General features: G+C 73.2%; 13 protein-coding genes. 5 read left to right on the forward strand and 8 right to left on the reverse strand.

What is annotated here, in order from left to right:
* Window positions 1–153 precede the first annotated feature (153 nt).
* The 3 genes from ACRYRX_RS11690 to ACRYRX_RS11700 are packed head-to-tail and all read left to right on the forward strand — an operon-like array spanning window position 154 to window position 3,673.
* Window positions 154–1,605, forward strand: coding sequence for an APC family permease (locus tag ACRYRX_RS11690; protein ID WP_432512099.1), 1,452 nt, complete (start codon window positions 154–156; stop codon window positions 1,603–1,605).
* A gap of 44 nt (window positions 1,606–1,649) precedes the next feature.
* On the forward strand, window positions 1,650–3,125 hold the full coding sequence (locus ACRYRX_RS11695) for an aldehyde dehydrogenase family protein (protein WP_432512100.1): 1,476 nt from the start codon (window positions 1,650–1,652) through the stop codon (window positions 3,123–3,125).
* A 41-nt stretch (window positions 3,126–3,166) separates the two neighbouring features.
* Window positions 3,167–3,673, forward strand: coding sequence for an Lrp/AsnC family transcriptional regulator (locus tag ACRYRX_RS11700; RefSeq protein ID WP_432512101.1), 507 nt, complete (start codon window positions 3,167–3,169; stop codon window positions 3,671–3,673).
* On the opposite strand, the gene ACRYRX_RS11705 is transcribed toward ACRYRX_RS11700, so the two are convergent.
* Window positions 3,607–4,914, reverse strand: coding sequence for an MFS transporter (locus tag ACRYRX_RS11705; RefSeq protein WP_432512102.1), 1,308 nt, complete (start codon window positions 4,912–4,914; stop codon window positions 3,607–3,609). The genes ACRYRX_RS11700 and ACRYRX_RS11705 overlap by 67 nt on opposite strands.
* A gap of 157 nt (window positions 4,915–5,071) precedes the next feature.
* Here ACRYRX_RS11705 and ACRYRX_RS11710 point away from each other — a divergent pair, with 157 nt between their 5' ends.
* Window positions 5,072–5,821 carry an SDR family oxidoreductase gene (locus ACRYRX_RS11710; protein WP_432512103.1) on the forward strand — a complete coding sequence of 250 codons (750 nt, stop codon included), beginning with the start codon at window positions 5,072–5,074 and terminating at the stop codon, window positions 5,819–5,821.
* A 277-nt stretch (window positions 5,822–6,098) separates the two neighbouring features.
* Window positions 6,099–7,196 carry a fatty acid desaturase family protein gene (locus ACRYRX_RS11715; protein ID WP_432512104.1) on the forward strand — a complete coding sequence of 366 codons (1,098 nt, stop codon included), beginning with the start codon at window positions 6,099–6,101 and terminating at the stop codon, window positions 7,194–7,196.
* A gap of 63 nt (window positions 7,197–7,259) precedes the next feature.
* On the opposite strand, the gene ACRYRX_RS11720 is transcribed toward ACRYRX_RS11715, so the two are convergent.
* The 7 genes from ACRYRX_RS11720 to ACRYRX_RS11750 all read right to left on the reverse strand — a co-directional run bounded on the left by ACRYRX_RS11720 (window position 7,260) and on the right by ACRYRX_RS11750 (window position 15,255).
* Window positions 7,260–8,237: a sugar phosphate isomerase/epimerase family protein gene (locus tag ACRYRX_RS11720; protein WP_432512105.1), complete on the reverse strand. Its 978-nt coding sequence runs from the start codon at window positions 8,235–8,237 to the stop codon at window positions 7,260–7,262.
* Window positions 8,234–9,199: a sugar phosphate isomerase/epimerase family protein gene (locus tag ACRYRX_RS11725; RefSeq protein WP_432512106.1), complete on the reverse strand. Its 966-nt coding sequence runs from the start codon at window positions 9,197–9,199 to the stop codon at window positions 8,234–8,236. The genes ACRYRX_RS11720 and ACRYRX_RS11725 overlap by 4 nt, the downstream gene beginning before the upstream one ends.
* 46 nt (window positions 9,200–9,245) lie before the next feature.
* Window positions 9,246–10,541, reverse strand: a complete 1,296-nt coding sequence (locus tag ACRYRX_RS11730; RefSeq protein WP_432512107.1) for an ABC transporter substrate-binding protein — start codon at window positions 10,539–10,541, stop codon at window positions 9,246–9,248.
* A gap of 135 nt (window positions 10,542–10,676) precedes the next feature.
* Window positions 10,677–11,768 carry a sugar phosphate isomerase/epimerase family protein gene (locus ACRYRX_RS11735; protein WP_432512108.1) on the reverse strand — a complete coding sequence of 364 codons (1,092 nt, stop codon included), beginning with the start codon at window positions 11,766–11,768 and terminating at the stop codon, window positions 10,677–10,679.
* Window positions 11,765–12,166: a C-glycoside deglycosidase beta subunit domain-containing protein gene (locus ACRYRX_RS11740; RefSeq protein WP_432512109.1), complete on the reverse strand. Its 402-nt coding sequence runs from the start codon at window positions 12,164–12,166 to the stop codon at window positions 11,765–11,767. Before ACRYRX_RS11740 ends, ACRYRX_RS11735 begins: the two co-directional genes overlap by 4 nt.
* Complete coding sequence (locus tag ACRYRX_RS11745) at window positions 12,163–13,758, reverse strand: GMC oxidoreductase (RefSeq protein WP_432512110.1); 1,596 nt, start codon at window positions 13,756–13,758, stop codon at window positions 12,163–12,165. The genes ACRYRX_RS11740 and ACRYRX_RS11745 overlap by 4 nt, the downstream gene beginning before the upstream one ends.
* A gap of 15 nt (window positions 13,759–13,773) precedes the next feature.
* The gene (locus tag ACRYRX_RS11750) at window positions 13,774–15,255 is read right to left on the reverse strand and encodes an MFS transporter (protein WP_432512111.1); all 1,482 of its coding nucleotides are present in this window, start codon (window positions 15,253–15,255) and stop codon (window positions 13,774–13,776) included.
* Between the last annotated feature and the right edge of the window lie 18 nt (window positions 15,256–15,273).

Here is a 15,273-nt window from a genome sequence, read left to right on the forward strand (position 1 = left end):
TGGCTGTTCATCGCGCAGACACCGCGCTCCACTGGTGCTCTGAGTGGTCTCGTCGAGCTCCGCGGGGTCGCCCACCCGGCCCCCGGCCCGACCCGGCGTTCCCCGCTCACGCGGCGCCCCCCGAGGACGCCCGGACTCCAGGAGGTCGGCACCATGAGCACGTCCGAGGTCCCCGCCCCCACCGCCACCGGCGCACCGCAGGCGCTGCCCCGCCGCATGCGCTGGTACGACGGGTTCGCCCTGTCGATGACCATGCCGGCCGCCCTCATCGCCACCCTGGGCGCCTCCGTCGCCGGGCTCGGCGGCTGGGGGGCGATCGCCCTGTGGGCCGTCTCGATGGTCCTGGCCTTCGCCGTGAACTGGCTCTACGTCGAACTGGCCACCATGTTCCCGGACACCTCCGGCGGCATCGCCGGGTACGCCGCCGAGGCATGGAAGTCGCGCGCGCCGTGGCTGGCCCCCGTCGCCGGCGTCGGCTACTGGCTGCCGTGGGGTTCCAACCTGGCGACGTACGGCTCGCTGACCGGCCTGCTCCTGCAGTCGCGGTGGTTCCCGGAGCAGACCTGGACCTGGTCGTGGGGGCCGGTCCACCTCAGCTTCCCCGTCGTGGTCGGCCTGATCGTCATCGCGGCCCTCTACACCGTCAACCGCATCGGGCTGCGGGTCACCCTGACGTTCGTGTACATCACCGGCGGCATCCTGCTCGTCCCGCTGTTCGCGTTCATCGTCCTGCCGCTGTTCTCCGCCGACTGGAACCCCTCGGCCCTCACGTGGGGGCTGAGCGGCCTGTCCGGCCTGCACACCGCGGTGGTGTGGATGTACGTGATGGCCTGGACCACGCTCGGCGTCGAGGTCTGCGCCGTGTTCGCCTCCGAGTACCGCGACCCGGTCAAGGACACCGTGCGCGCCATCCGCGCCGCCGCCCTCATGTGCCTGGGCGTCTTCGCCCTCGTCCCGCTCACCCTCGGCGGGTACGCCGGGGAGGCCGCGATCGCCGCCGACCCCGCGACGTTCTTCGTCGCCTCCTTCGCCGCGCTCACCGGGTCGGCGGCCGGGGCCGACGTGATGGTCCTGTGCCTCATCGCCTCGCTGCTGCTCGTGATGCTGACGTCGGTCGCCGACTCCTCCCGCGTCCTGTTCAACATGGGCCGCGAACGGGTCACCGTCCCGGCCGTCGGCGTGCTGGACCGGCGCGGCGTCCCCGTCCGCGCGCTGAACGTGATGCTCGTCCTCAACGTCGTCCTGCTCGTGGTGCTCCAGCAGCCGCTGGCCATCATCGTCACGGGGAACCTCGGGTACGTCCTGACGCACGTCCTGGCCGTCTCCGGCTTCCTGCTGCTGCGCAAGGACCGCCCCGACGCCGTGCGCCCCGTCCGGCTGCCCGCGCCGTTCGTCCCGCTGGCCGCCGTCCTCACCGTCGCGCTCGCGGTGGTCCTCGTCGTCGGCGCCACCGGCTTCTCCGTCACCGGCTACGGCGGCGTCCTGGAGCTGTGCATCGCGCTGGGCATCCTCGCCGCCGGGGTCGTGATCTGGTTCCTCGTGCAGCGCAGCACCTCTCCGCGACCGGCCGAACCCCCCGCCCCCGACCTCACCTCCGCCCCGTGACGACCGGCCGCCCGCCGGGACGACCCACCGAAGGGAACACCACCATGACCGAGACGACCGCGGCCCCCGAACTCGCCGGCCTCACCCCCCGCGACCGGCTGTACCTCGCCGGCGAGTACGTCGACGGCCGGGCCGGGCGGACCGAGGCGATCACCTCGCCCGTCACGGGGGCCGAGATCGCCCGGGTCGCCCTGCCCGAACGCGCCGACCTGGACGCCGCGGTCGCCGCCGCGCGCGCGGCGCAGGTCCAGTGGCGCCGCCTCGGGGTGTGGCAGCGCGCCGCGATCTGCCACCGGGTCGGGGACCTGCTGGCCGGGCGCGTCGAGGAACTGGCGCGGCTGCTGACCCTGGAGCAGGGCAAACCCCTGGCGGAGTCGCGCGCCGACCTGGAGGAGGCGGCGCAGCTGTTCCACCTGCACGCCGAGGACGCGGTGCGCCTGCACGGGGAGACGCTGCCCTCCAACGACCAGCACAAGCGGATGTGGACCTTCTACCAGGGCGTCGGGACCTGGGCGATCGTCATCCCGTGGAACTTCCCGGTGCTGATGTTCGCCGAGTTCGCCGCCCCGGGCCTGGCCACCGGCAACGCCCTGGTCGTCAAACCCCCGACGCACACCTCGCTGACCCTGCTGACCGCCGTGGAGGTGCTGCGCGAGGCCGGCGTCCCCGACGGCCTGGTCAGCGTCCTGCCCGGCGGCGGGGAGTTCGGCGCCGACCTCGTCTCCCACCCCGGGATCGACGCGATCGGTTTCATCGGGTCGTCCGCGACGGCCGAGCGCATCGTCTCCACCGCGGGCCTGAAGCGGTCCATCATCGAGGCCTCCGGCAACGGGCCCGTCATCGTGCTGGCCGACGCCGACGTGGAGGCCGCCGCCCGCGCCGCCGTGCAGGGCGCCTACTACAACGCCGGTCAGGTGTGCTGCGCCACCGGCCGCGTCCTCGTCCACAGCGCCGTCCGCGCCGACTTCGTCGCCGCCGCGGCGCAGGCCGCCACCGAGGTCGTCCTCGGCGACCCGTTCGACCCGCGCACCAACCTCGGACCGCTCAACAACCGGGCCACCGCGCAGAAGGTGGACCAGCACCTCGACCAGGCCCGTGAACTCGGCTTCGAGTTCGTCGTCGGCGGTGGCCGGCGCGAGGGTTTCCCGACAGACCTGTACTACGACTTCACCCTGGTCGACGGCGTGACCCCGCAGAGCCTGCTCAGTTCCGCCGAGACGTTCGGGCCGGTGGTCCCGGTGGTGTCGGCCGACTCCGACGAGCGCCTGCTCGAACTCGCCAACGACGACGCCCTCGGCCTGCAGGCCGCCGTCTTCACCCGCGACATGGGCAAGGCGTACTGGTTCGTGGAGAACGTCCGCACCGGCCAGGTCGTCGTCAACGACAGCAACGGCTTCTGGGACATCAACATGCCGTTCGGCGGCGCGGGCGGTTCGCGCACCGGCTGGGGACGCATCGGCGGCCGGCACACGCTGCTGGACATGAGCGACCTGCGCACCGGCGTGCTGCACCTGCCCTGAGCCGACGGTGACCGGGGAGGCCGGCGGGTAGCATCGCGACGGTGGACGACTACGAGGGCCTGGACGACCTGGACCGCAGCATCATCGCTGCCCTTCAGGTGGACGGGCGCCGGACGTTCTCCAGCCTGGCCGAGGAGTTCCGCATCCCGGCCTCCTCGGTCAGGTACCGCGTCAACCGGCTGCAGGACGACGGGGTCCTGCAGGTCGTGGGCATCGCGAACCCCTTCGCCATCGGTTTCGACCGGCTGGCGATGATCGGCGTCCGGGTCCGTCCCGGGACGGCCAAGGCCGTCTCCGCGGCGCTGGCCGCCATGCCGGAGTCCAGCTACGTGGTCCGCACCAGCGGACGGTTCGACCTGCTGGTCGAGGTGATCTGCCGCGACGTGGAGCACTTCACCGACGTCCTCGACCGCCGGATCGACACCGTGGACGGGGTCGTGGCGACGGAGTCGTTCTTCGTCCTGGAGGTCCACAAGCTCGCCTACGGCTGGGGCGTCCCCGGGCTGCGCGGCCCGCAGGCGCGCGAGGCGGCCCCGGACGACGACTGACCCGGCGCCGCCCGCCGCGACAGCACCGCCAGCCCCGCCGCCGAGACCAGCGGCAGCACCGCCAGCAGCAGCCACGGCAGCGCCGCGCCGGGCTCGAGCAACCCGCCCAGGGCCACCGAACCGGCCAGCACGGCCAGCCCGCCGCCGGAGGCCAGCGCCCCGTAGTGGGCGCCCACGTCGCGCTCGGCCGCCAGCGGCGGCACGAGGTCGCGGGCCACCGGCCCGGCGACCGCCGACGACAGGTGCAGCAGGACGACGAACAGCACCGCCGGGGTCAGGGCCGGGACCCACCCCGGGGCCGGCACCACCGCGGCGAGCGCGACGACGGCGAACGCCAGGCCCGTCCCGGCGAAACCCAGCGGCAGCGCCGTCGCCGCGCCGCGCCGGCGCGCCCACCGGGCCAGCGGGACCTGGGTGAGGACGGTGACGAGCGCGGCCAGGACGAACATCGACCCGAGGGGTTCCTGCGACCCGGTGGCTCGCAGCAGTTCCACCGGCAGCGCCAGGTACATCTGGTTGTAGGCCAGCAGCAGCGTCGAGTAGAACGCCGCGAACACCAGGAACCGACGGTTGCGCAGCACCGCGCACCACCCCGCGGTGAGGGACGCCGCGCGGGCGACGCCGTGGTCGTGCGGGGCCCACCGGGCGTTCAGCGCGAACACCAGCACGAAGATCCCGGCGGCGACGAAGCACGTCGTCGAGAACTCCACGGTCAGCAGCACCGCACCCAGCGCGGGACCCGCCAGGGAGCCGACCTTGCCGACGACGGCGTCGAGCGCGAACAGTTCCGCGCGGGTCACCGTCCCCGCCTCCTCCAGCCGCCGGCCCTCGTGGGCCAGTCCCGTCTCGACCGCCGGGGAGAACAACGCGGCCGCGAACCCCGTCAGGAGGGTGCCCACCAGGACCCCCGGCAGGGAGGTCGTCACGCCCAGCGCGCAGAACCCCGCGACGCGCACCAGGCACCCGACGAGCAGGACGGGGCGGACCCCGAAGCGGTCGGTGAGCGCTCCCCCGACGAAGAACAGCCCCTGCTGGCTGAACGTCCGCAGCCCCAGCACGAGACCGACGACCCAGCCGGCCAGGCCCAGCCCGGTGCCCAGGTGGACCGCCAGGAACGGGACGACCAGGTAGAACCCGACGTTGAACGCCAGCTGGCTCAGCAGCAGCAGGCGGACCGGGGCCGGCAACCGCCACGGACGGGCTCGGGCGGGGCGGCGGAGGGGGGTGGAGCGGCTGGGCACGACGCACGAGCTTACGGGCGCGCGCCGCGCCGCGGCCGGGGCGCGGACGGGGCGCGGACCTCACACCCGCGGCCGCTGCCTCGTCAGGAGGGTGACGCCGGCTGCTCGTCCGCCGCGTCCGCCCGCCCGAACCGTCCAGCACGCCCAGGAGGAACCCGTGAAGATCGCCGTCGCCGGTGGGACCGGCACCGTGGGACGCCACGTCGTCGACGTCGCCGCCGCCCGTGGGCACGCCACCGTCGTCCTCAGCCGCTCCTGCGGTGTCGACCTCCGGCACGGCGCGGGCCTGGCTGCCGCGCTGACCGGGGTCGACGTCGTCGTCGACGCGACGGGGGTCTCGACGCAGGCCGCCGAGCGGTCGCGGGAGTTCTTCCGGGCCGTCACCACGCACCTGCTGCGGGCCGAGCGGGAGGCCGGCGTCGGGCACCACGTGGTGCTGTCCATCGTCGGCGTCGACCGCGCCCCGCACGGCTACTACGCGGGCAAGGCCCTGCAGGAGGAGCTGGTCCGCGCCGGCGGGGTGCCGTGGACGCTGCTGCGCACCACCCAGTTCCACGAGTTCGCCCGGCAGGTGCTCGGACAGGTCCGGGTCGGGCCGCTGGACCTGGTGCCGGTCATGCGCTCGCAGCCGGTCGCGGCGCGGGAGGTCGCCGAACGGCTCGTGGACCTCGCCGAGGCTCCCCCGGCGGGGCCGGCGCGGGACCTCGCCGGCCCGCAGGAGCTGCGGCTGGTCGACATGGTGCGTGCGTACGCGCGGGCCACCGGTCGCCGCGGGCCGGTCCTCGCGGTCCCGCTGCCGGGCGCGTTCGGCCGCGCCCTGCGCGACGGGACGCTGATCCCCGGTGGCGACGTCGACCACGGGCGGCAGAGCTTCGCCCAGTGGCTGACGACGGCACCGGCGCGGTGAGGGCGGGGCGCCGGGCGGGCCTCGTCCCGCCCGCCGCCCGCCCGGGGCCGCCCGGGCCCCGTACCGGCGTACGGGGTGGCGCCGGTACCGGCGTGGGCCGCCTCGCCCGCACCCCTGGGGCATCATGGGACCAGAGCCGGCCGCGCAGGTCGGCGCCGGTGACTCGCCGAGGACGACGTCACCACCGTGCTGTGTCTGTCCACGGGGTTCCCTTCCCGGGCACCGCGCGAGGGCAGCCCGGCACCGGGCGCCCCACCCGCTGCCTACGAGGAACCACATGACGACCAGCACCCCCCAGCCCGCCCCTGCCCTCCCGGCGCCCGCCGCGCCCGCGAAGGTCCGGCGCAGCACCCCGTACGCGATGCTCACCGCCGCGGTGCAGGAAGCCGGGCTGATGCGCCGGCGCACCGGCCACTACTGGGTGCGCATCGCCGCGACGAGCGTGGCGTTCGCCGCCGTGGTCGCCGGCACCGTCCTGCTGCGCGACTCCTGGCTGGTGCTGCTGACCGCGGCGCCGCTGGCGCTGGTGCTGACCCAGTTCGCGTTCCTGGGGCACGACGGCGCGCACAAGCAGATCTTCGCCTCGCACCGCGGCAACGAGTGGGCCGCCCGGATCTTCGCGGCGCTGCTGACCGGGCTGAGCTACGGCTGGTGGATGGGCAAGCACACCAAGCACCACCAGGCCCCCAACACCCGCGGGATCGACACCGACATCGAGTCCGAGGTCGTCTCCTTCCACGAGGAGGCGGCGGCGAGCCGCCGGGGGCTGCTGCGCTGGGCGACGGCGAAGCAGGGCTACTGGTTCTACCCGCTGCTGCTGCTGGCCGGGCTGAACCTGCACGCCGACTCCACGAGGTCGCTGATCACCGGCCGCCGCACGAAGAAGCGCTGGATCGACGCCTCGCTCATCGTCGTGCACTGGGCGGTGTACCTGAGCGCGCTGATCGTGCTGCTGGGCCCGGCGCGCGGGGCTGCGTTCTTCGGCCTCCACATGGCGGCGTTCGGGGTGTCGATGGGCGGGGCGTTCGCCCCGAACCACGTCGGGATGCCGATCGTGGCGCGGGAGACGAAGGTCGACTTCATCCGCCGGCAGGTGCTGATGTCGCGCAACATCTCCGGGGGCTGGTTCGTCGACCTGTTCATGGGCGGCCTGAACTTCCAGGTGGAGCACCACCTGTTCCCGAGCATGCCGCGGCCGAACCTGCGCGCCGTGCAGCCGTTCGTCCGGCGCTTCTGCGCCGAGCACGGCATCGACTACACCGAGACCTCGCTGCCGCGCGCGTTCCGCGACATCACCACCTACCTCAACGAGGTCGGCCTGGCCGCGCGGGACCCGTTCCGCTGCCCGCTGGTGGCGCAGCTGCGCAGCAACTGAGCCTTCCCCCGGAGCCCGCCCCACCGTCGTCGGTGCGGCGGGCTCCGTGCTGCCCGGCCGGGTTCAGCCCTTCGGGGACAGCCCGAGCTCGTGCTGGAGGAACCAGGAGTTCAGCATCGCCATCTCCGCCGGTTCCCCGGCGTGGTCGCTCTCCACGACCACCCAGCCGGGGTAGGAGTGCTCGCGCAGGGCGGCGACGAAACCCTCGACGTCGACCAGGCCGCCCTCGGCGCCGAGCTCGTAGAACCAGCGCTCGATGCGTCGGCCCGCCCCGCCGCGCAGCATGGTGGCCTCGGCCCCCGGCATGAGGTACTCCTCGCCGGTGTCCCGGTGCAGGGTGTCCTTGAGGTGCACGTGGACGACCCGCTCGTGGTGGTCGCGGTAGAAGGCGACCGGGTCGATCCCGGCGATCGTGAACTCGGCCGTGTCCAGGGCGAGGCCGACGGTCGCGGGGTCGGTGAGGGAGAGGAAGTGCTCGACCTGCTCGCGCGAGTGGATGCCCGACAGGCAGTCGTGGTGCACGGCGAGCCGGACACCGGCCTGCGCCGCGCGCTTGCCCACCCGGTTCCACAGCTCGGCGAGCCGGGCGACGGCGTCGCCGTCCAGCGGCCCGGTCATCCACGCCGATCCGGCCGGCCGCACCACCAGCACCTCCCCGCCGGCGGCGGCGAGGAAGTCGACGTACGGCCCGGCGGCGTTGACGATCCAGTCGGCGCGGGACGGGTCGACGGCCAGCACGAACTCGTACCCCTCCTCCTCGACCGGCAGACCCGGGTCCCAGAACATGCTGGAGACCCCGGCCACCCCCGCCGACGACAGGAAGCGGCGGAACCCCTCGACGCTCCCGTGGTTGAGCACGATCACCTCGGGCCGGCCGAGGTTGTCCCACCGCCCGCCGGTGTCGGCGTGCAGCTCGACGTGGTCGAAGCCGAGCCCGGACAGCGTCCGCAGGGCCCGCTGCTGGTGCTCGTGCCGGATGAAGACGTCCATCCGGTAGTTCCACTGGTTCAGCGCGTACGACCAGCGCAGGGTGTCCTTCATCGCGCGGAGAGCTCCTTCCGGGCGGCTTCCTCGGCCTCGGCCAGGACGGTGTCGATGTACCACTTGGCCACGCAGGTCGCCTCGGCGTAGCTGCCGCCGTGCGTGTCCGCCTTGTCGTGCTCGACGGTCAGCCACCCGTCGTACCCGGAGGCGACGATCTCGCGCATGAGCCCCGGGAAGTCGACCAGACCGCCCTCGGTGCCCATCTCGTAGAACCAGCGGTCCACGCCCGGGGCCATCGCCTCGGGGTCCGGGGGCGTGCGGTACAGCTCACCGGGGTCGACGTCGTGGGTGTCCTTGAAGTGGAACCCCGAGCACCGGTCCCGGTAGTCGCGGAACATGTCGATCGGGTCGACCCCGGCGATGGTGTGCTGCGCGGTGTCGCAGAAGAAGAACACCGTCTCGGGGTCGGAGTGCTCGAAGAACAGGTCGAGCTGCTCGCGGGTCCGGATCGCACCCCAGAACTCGAAGTGGCAGGTCGTCTTCATCCCGTGCCGCAGGGTCATCGCACCCACCCGGCTCCACAGGTCGGCGATGGCCTTGATCTTGTCGTCGGTCACCGGCTCGGTCTGGAAGTGCGTGCTGGTCGGCATGACGATGAAGTTCTCGACCGCGAGGCCGTCGAGCTGCTGCACCGTCCGCTCGGAGTCGGCGAAGATGCGGTCGTGGGTCTCCCGGTCGTGCGGCGAGGTGTGCTTCGTCGCCGACGGGTAGGCCGTGAAGACCCCGGTGATCTTCTCCATGCCGACCTCGCGCAGTTTCGCCTCGAAACCGGCCAGGGAGCCGTACATCCCCGTCAGCGTGGGCAGCGTGAAGAAGAAGGTGTCGAACCCCTTGAAGCCGGCGGCGGCCAGCTGCTTGAGGTACCGGTCCATGTAGGCCCGGTTGAAGTCGGGCCGCACCGGCCCTTGCGGTGTGCGGGTGACCCAGTGGTCCATGTACGACCACTTCGTCCAAGCCATGGGGAACGTCCTCTCGTGGTGGTGCGGGGCCGGTGCGGTGCGGGACTCAGCTGTCCCAGGCGGCGTCCATGTCCTTCAGCACGTCGTCGATGCTCTTCTGCCCGGTGAGCAGGCCCTGGCCGCCGGTCTGCAGCGCGTCGTAGACCGACGGGTTCGGCCAGATGTTGTTGGGCAGCGGGGTGTACGCCTCCTCCGTCAGCAGGGGGGCGACCTCCTCGTAGATCGTGTCGGTGAAGTCGAGCTCGTCGAAGTTCGAGACCGGCAGCTCCCCGGAGATCTCGTAGTACTGCTGCTGCTGGGCGGGCTCGGCGAGCCAGTCCATGAACGCCTGGACCGCTTCCTTCTTCTCCGACGCCGCGTTCATCGACAGCGTGTAGTTGGAGCTGCCCAGCACCATGGCCTTGCCGCCGTCGGCGGCCGGGAAGGGCTCGACGGCGAAGTCGGCCTCCTTCGGGGCGGCGCGGGAGATCTCCACGGCCGCGCCGCTGGGGATGAAGCTCGCCACGGAGGTGCCCTGCGCCAGGCCGTTGGTGATGGCGTCGAACCCGGCCCCGGCGGCCCCGGGCTGGAAGCACCCGGCCTCGTTGAGGTCGAGGAACGTCTGCAGGGTGTCCTTCCAGCCCTGGCTGGCGGCGAAGGTGGTCTTGCCGTCGGCGCGCTGCTGGTTCCAGTCCGGCGTCTCCCCGTAGACGCGGGTGGCGGAGATGCCCTGGATGGTGAGGCCGACGTTGGGCCCGGCGGCCCCGGCGAGGACCATCAGCGAACCGCCCTGGTCCTTCATGGTCCCGCAGGCTGCGGTGAACTCGTCCATGGTCTTCGGGAAGTCGGTGATGCCCTTCTGGGTCGCCGTGCCGCGGGTGGCGACGAGGGCGGCGACGGTGAAGTCCAGCGGCTGCCCGTAGACCTCGCCGTCGATCTCGTAGACGGGTTCGCTGCCCTCCAGGACCAGCGAGCGGGCGGTGTCCCCGAGGGGTTCGAGGAAGCCGGCCTCGGCGAGCGGGATGATGCCGCGGGCGTCGCCGCTGCCGGGCGTCGTCTGGATGAGGTCGGAGGCGTTCCCGCCCTGGAGCTGGGTGCGGATCGTCTCGCCGTACCGGTCGTTGGGCACCGGGTTGGTCTGGATGGTGACGTCGGGGTGCGACTCCACGTAGGTGTCGGCGAGGGTCTGGTACGGGCTCTCGAGGTTGTTCGACGTCGCGAAGGTGAACGTGAACTCGGTGCCGCCCTCGGAGCCGTTCTCCGTCCCGCTGCTGCCGGAGCAGCCGGTGAGGATGAGCGCGGCCGCGATCGGGGCGGCCATCAGCGCTCGGCGGCGGGAGGTGGACGCGGGGACTGTGGGCATTCGCTGCAGCCTCTCTGACTTCGTCGTCAGCGGCTCGACGGAGCCGCATGCTGAGGGCTCGAGTATCACCGCTCAGCGCAGAAAAAACACATAAGTCTTGCGGATGTGCCGCATAAGTGGCAGCGAGCCTCCGGCTCAGGCCGTCACCGGGACGTGCAGCAGGGCACGGGCCCGTGCCGGGTCCACGACCATCCCCGAACCGGCCGCCTCCGCCGCGGCGCGCTGCAGGGCGTGCTCGGCGCGGACCAGCGCGAAGGGGTCGTCCCAGTGGTTCCAGTGCCACCCCTCGTACTCGCTGGAGACCGCACCGCTGTACCCGTGGCGCACCAGGAGCCCGATGAGGTCACCGACCGGCACCGACGGCTCCTGCCCGTGCTCGTCGATGCCGAAGAACTTGGCGTGCACGTGCCGGATCCACGGCACGACCTCCAGCCAGTCGTCCACCGGCGCCGGACCGAACAGCCCCGTACCGGCGATGGCGACGTCGATGCCCAGGTCGGGCCGCCCGTGCCGGCCGGCCAGGGCGATGAAGCGCCCGAACCGCTCCCCGTGCTCGCCCTGGTCCGCCGGCGGCCCGAGCCGGGCGAACTCCTCCCACTGGTCGACCACGGCGGCGCGGAACTCCTCCGGGGCCCCCCGGCGCCGGTAGGCCTCCAGCAGCGACGGCGCGAAGCCGGTCACCGTGGCGCCCCAGTCCATCGTGAACCCCAGGAACGGCGACCCCAGTCGCTCGTAGCGTTCCCGCAGCGCCCGGATCCGCGGGTGGCTGGCGTACTGGTCGGCGTGCACCTCCAGCGCCAGCACCACCCCGTGCTCCTCGGCGACCGGCGCCAGCCGCTCCATCGAGTCCGGGCTCAGCGAGATCTGCACCCGCGCCAGCGGGAACCCCAGCTCGGCCGCGGCGCGGATCTGCACCCGCATGTACTCGACCAGCTCGTCCTGCGACAGCAGCCGGTCCCGGTGCAGGCCGATGTCGGCGTTGATCGACAAGGCCGACGGGACCAGCCCGAGCTCGTCGACCAGGTCGCGGAACCAGCCCGCGAACCCCGGGGCCAGCCGCGGGAACCCCCGCAGGCTCCCGAAACCGACCATCTCCAGCCCGGGGCCGAAACCCCCGGCCGCCACCGCGCGCAGCAGCGACTCCAGGTCGTGCTCGCGGGCGTGGAAGGGACGGGTGAAGCTGTAGAGGGTGACGCCCTGCACCGGCGTGCCCAGCGCCCCGCTCACGCGGGCACCGCCGTCATGGACTTGCGGTCGTGTTCTTCGATGCGCAGCACCTGCGACTCCGAGATGACGATGTAGGGGATGTACAGGGACAGGTCGACCTCGACCACGTGCTCGGCCGACGGGTCGCCGTCGAGGGTCAGCTCCCCCGACAGGACGGCCGAGTCGGCCGGGAACCACCAGTCGTCGACGCGCGGGACGAGCTCGGCGAACGTCGACCGCCGCCCGTTCATCTCCCAGCGCAGCGACTCCGGCGGCACCTCGGTGCCGTCGACGCGCAGCACGGCGCCCCCGATGCACGACGCGGGCAGCGCCCGGTACCACGGGAGGCGGACCTCCACCGAGACGCGCTCCCCGTCCCGGCGCAGGGTCCCGGCCTCGATCAGCCGGTCGGGGATCACGCGTTCCCCCCCAGGCGGCGCGCGAGCGCCCGCGCGCCGCGGACGGCGATCGCCAGGCTCATGAGCGTCGGGTTCACGGTCGTCGCGGTCGGGATGGTGCCGTTGCCCCCGACGTGCAGGTTCTCGAACCCCCACACCCGGGAGTCGGGGTCGGCGACGGACGTGCCGTCGTCGTGCTCACCGATCCGGGTGGTGCCCTGGTAGTGCAGGCTGGACCCCGCCGGCAGCAGCCGCGGCGGGGCCACGAAGACCCCCAGGGCGTCGCCCGCCCGGCGCAGGCGCTGCGTCGCCGCCTCGATCTCCGCCTCCTCGGCCTCGGTGAGGCCGTACTCGATGGTCATGGTGGGCAGGCCCCGGTAGTCGAGCTCGCCGTCGTCGAACGACACCCCGTCCTCGACCCGCGGCCGCTTGCGCATGCCGTAGCCCATGTTCACGTAGCCCCACCGGTTGCCCGCGTGCGGGTTGGAGGGGTCCAGCTGGAACGGCGGCACCTCGGCGTACATGACCTGCAGCGAGAAGGGGTGGTCGGGCTCGGAGTACGGGATGCGGTTGACGGCCGCCACCGGGTCGGCCGCGTTCTGCGCCCGCCGCGCGAGTTCGGCGTCCAGCTCGGCCTCGGTCGCGAACCGGCTCATCCTCTCCCCGTCGAGCGCCACGGTGGAGATGACCACGGGGTGCTCGGTGAGGTAGCGGCCCAGCGCCTGCGGGCGGATCCCGGAGGCCCACAGCAGCTGCGGGGTGCGGAAGGCGTCCGCGGCGACGACCACGGCGTCGGCGGGGAAGGTCGTCGTCTCGTGCGTGCGCAGGTCCTCCACCCGGACGCCGGTGACCCGGCCGTCCCGGTGCTCCACCGCGCGCACGAACGAGAGGTCGCGCAGCTCGAAGCGTTCGGACAGCGCCGACGCGGGGTCGGCCAGCGGCCCCAGGACGCTGTCGGCGCCGGCCCAGTACATCGAGCCGTCCGGCTGGGGGTCACCGGCCACCGGCAGGGTGCTCACGCCGCGCCCCAGCGGCAGCTCGGCGCCGAACTCCTCGTCCAGCAGGGCCCGGATGGCCGACCCCACGGGGGAGTCGGAGAACGCGGCGCTCTGGGCGTGCAGCAGCTCCTCGGCCCGGGTGATCAGCGCCTCCCACTCCTCCTCGGGGAGGAACGGCACCTTCTCGGCGCCCTCGGGGCGCGGGATCGCGCACGTCCAGTGCGCGCCCATCCCGCCGACGTTCGTGGAGGCGGCCGCGGCGGGGAACGTCGGGGCGTGCCCCGTGCCCTCCCCGCCGAAGTCCAGCAGGTGCGTGCCCTCGCGGGCGGTGAACATGCCCTCCACGGCGACCCCGGCGGGCAGGCCGAGGTGCTCGCGGTGGGTGCCGGACTGCGGTCCCTGCGACATCTCGCGGGCCCGCTGCTTCTCCGCGGTGTCGGCGATGTTGCGCACGCTCTGACCGGGGGTCTTGGTGAGCTGCGGGCCGGCCTCGAAGACCACGACCCGGGCGGTCGGGTGGTTCTCGAGGATCTCGCGGGCGTAGCCGCAGCCGATGGGGCCACTGCCCACGATCGCGATCACGGGGTCCGGGGAACTGCTGGCGGGAGACGGCACGGGTCGTCCTTTCGGTCAGGCGGCGATCGGGTCGGCGGCCGACGGCTGTTCGTCGGGGAGTCGGCCGGGGGGCAGGAGGACGGCGGCGACGAACCCGAGGGCGTACGTCACCGCGAGCGCGAGGAAGACGGGCGAGAACACCTCGACGTAGGCCGACGCGATCCGCGCCTGCACGGCGTCGGGCGCGGCGGCCGCCACCTGCGGGGTGAGGCCGGACACGTCCAGGCCGGCCGGCAGCAGGGCCGCGACGCCGAACCCGACGACCCCGCCGATCACGGCGGTGGTCACGCTGACGCCGATCTGCCGCACGAGGTTCACCGACGCGGTGGCCCGGCCGATCTCCGAGCGCGGGACGGCGCTCTGCACGACGGCGACGACGAGGTTCATGAACGCCCCGGTGCCCGCACCGACGGCGAACATCACGACCACCGGGACCGCCAGCGGCATCCCGACCGGCAGGAACGCCATGACGAGCAGGCCGAGCGCGGAGGTGGCCGTGCCCAGGGCGGGGAACAGCCGGTACCGCCCCGTCCGGGAGGCGATCCGCCCGGTCAGCAGGCTCGTCACCAGCATCCCGAACACCGTGGCGATGGCGACCAGGCCGGACACCGTCGCGCTGACGCGGTACGCCATCTGGAAGTAGGTGGGCAGGTAGGAGACGACGGAGAACAACCCGACGCCCACGACGGCCGAGAGGGCGGCACCGGCGGCGAAACCGCGGTCGGTGAACATCCGCAGCGGGACGACCGGGGAGACCGCGCGCAGCTCCACCCGCAGGAAGGCGGCGAACGCCACCGCGGCGACGGCGAACGCGACCGCTGCGGCGTGCTCGGCCGGGGGTTCCCGGGTCCACGTCACGGCGAGCACCAGGGCGACCAGCGCCGAGGTGAAGGTGAGCGCGCCCGGGCCGTCGAAGCCGCGCCGGGGGGCGCGGTCGAGGTGCGGGACCGCCACGGCGGCGAGCACGAGGGCGGCCAGGCCGACGGGCAGGTTGATCCAGAACACCCAGGGCCAGCCCCAGTGGTCGGTGATCAGCCCGCCGACGAGGGGGCCGACGAGGATGGCGACGGGGAAGGCCGCGCCGATGACGGCGAGGTACCCGGGCCGCTGCCGGGGGGTGGTGACCTGGGCGACGATGGTCTGCGACATGAGCTGCAGACCGGCCGAGCTGGCACCCTGCACGATCCGCGCGACGGTGAGCCACGTCATGTCGGGGGCCAGGCCGCAGCAGGACGAGGAGACCAGGAAGGCCACCAGCGACGTGAGGAAGACCAGGCGCGGCCCGACCGCGTCGCCGAGCTGGCCCAGGACCGGCACCAGCACGGTGCTCGCGACGGTGTAGCCGACGACCACCTGCGAGAGGTGCTCGAGGGCGCCGAGGTCCCCGGCGATGGTGGCCAGGGAGGTGGACACGACCGTGTGGTCGAGGGCACCGAGGAAGGAGACGGACAGGAGGGAGGCGACCAGGAGGCGGAGCCTGGCGACGGAGAGCGTCATGTGGGGGTGCCCGATCGA

The organism is Kineococcus lubricus (assembly GCF_050871965.1).
Classification (GTDB): Bacteria; Actinomycetota; Actinomycetes; order Actinomycetales; family Kineococcaceae; genus Kineococcus.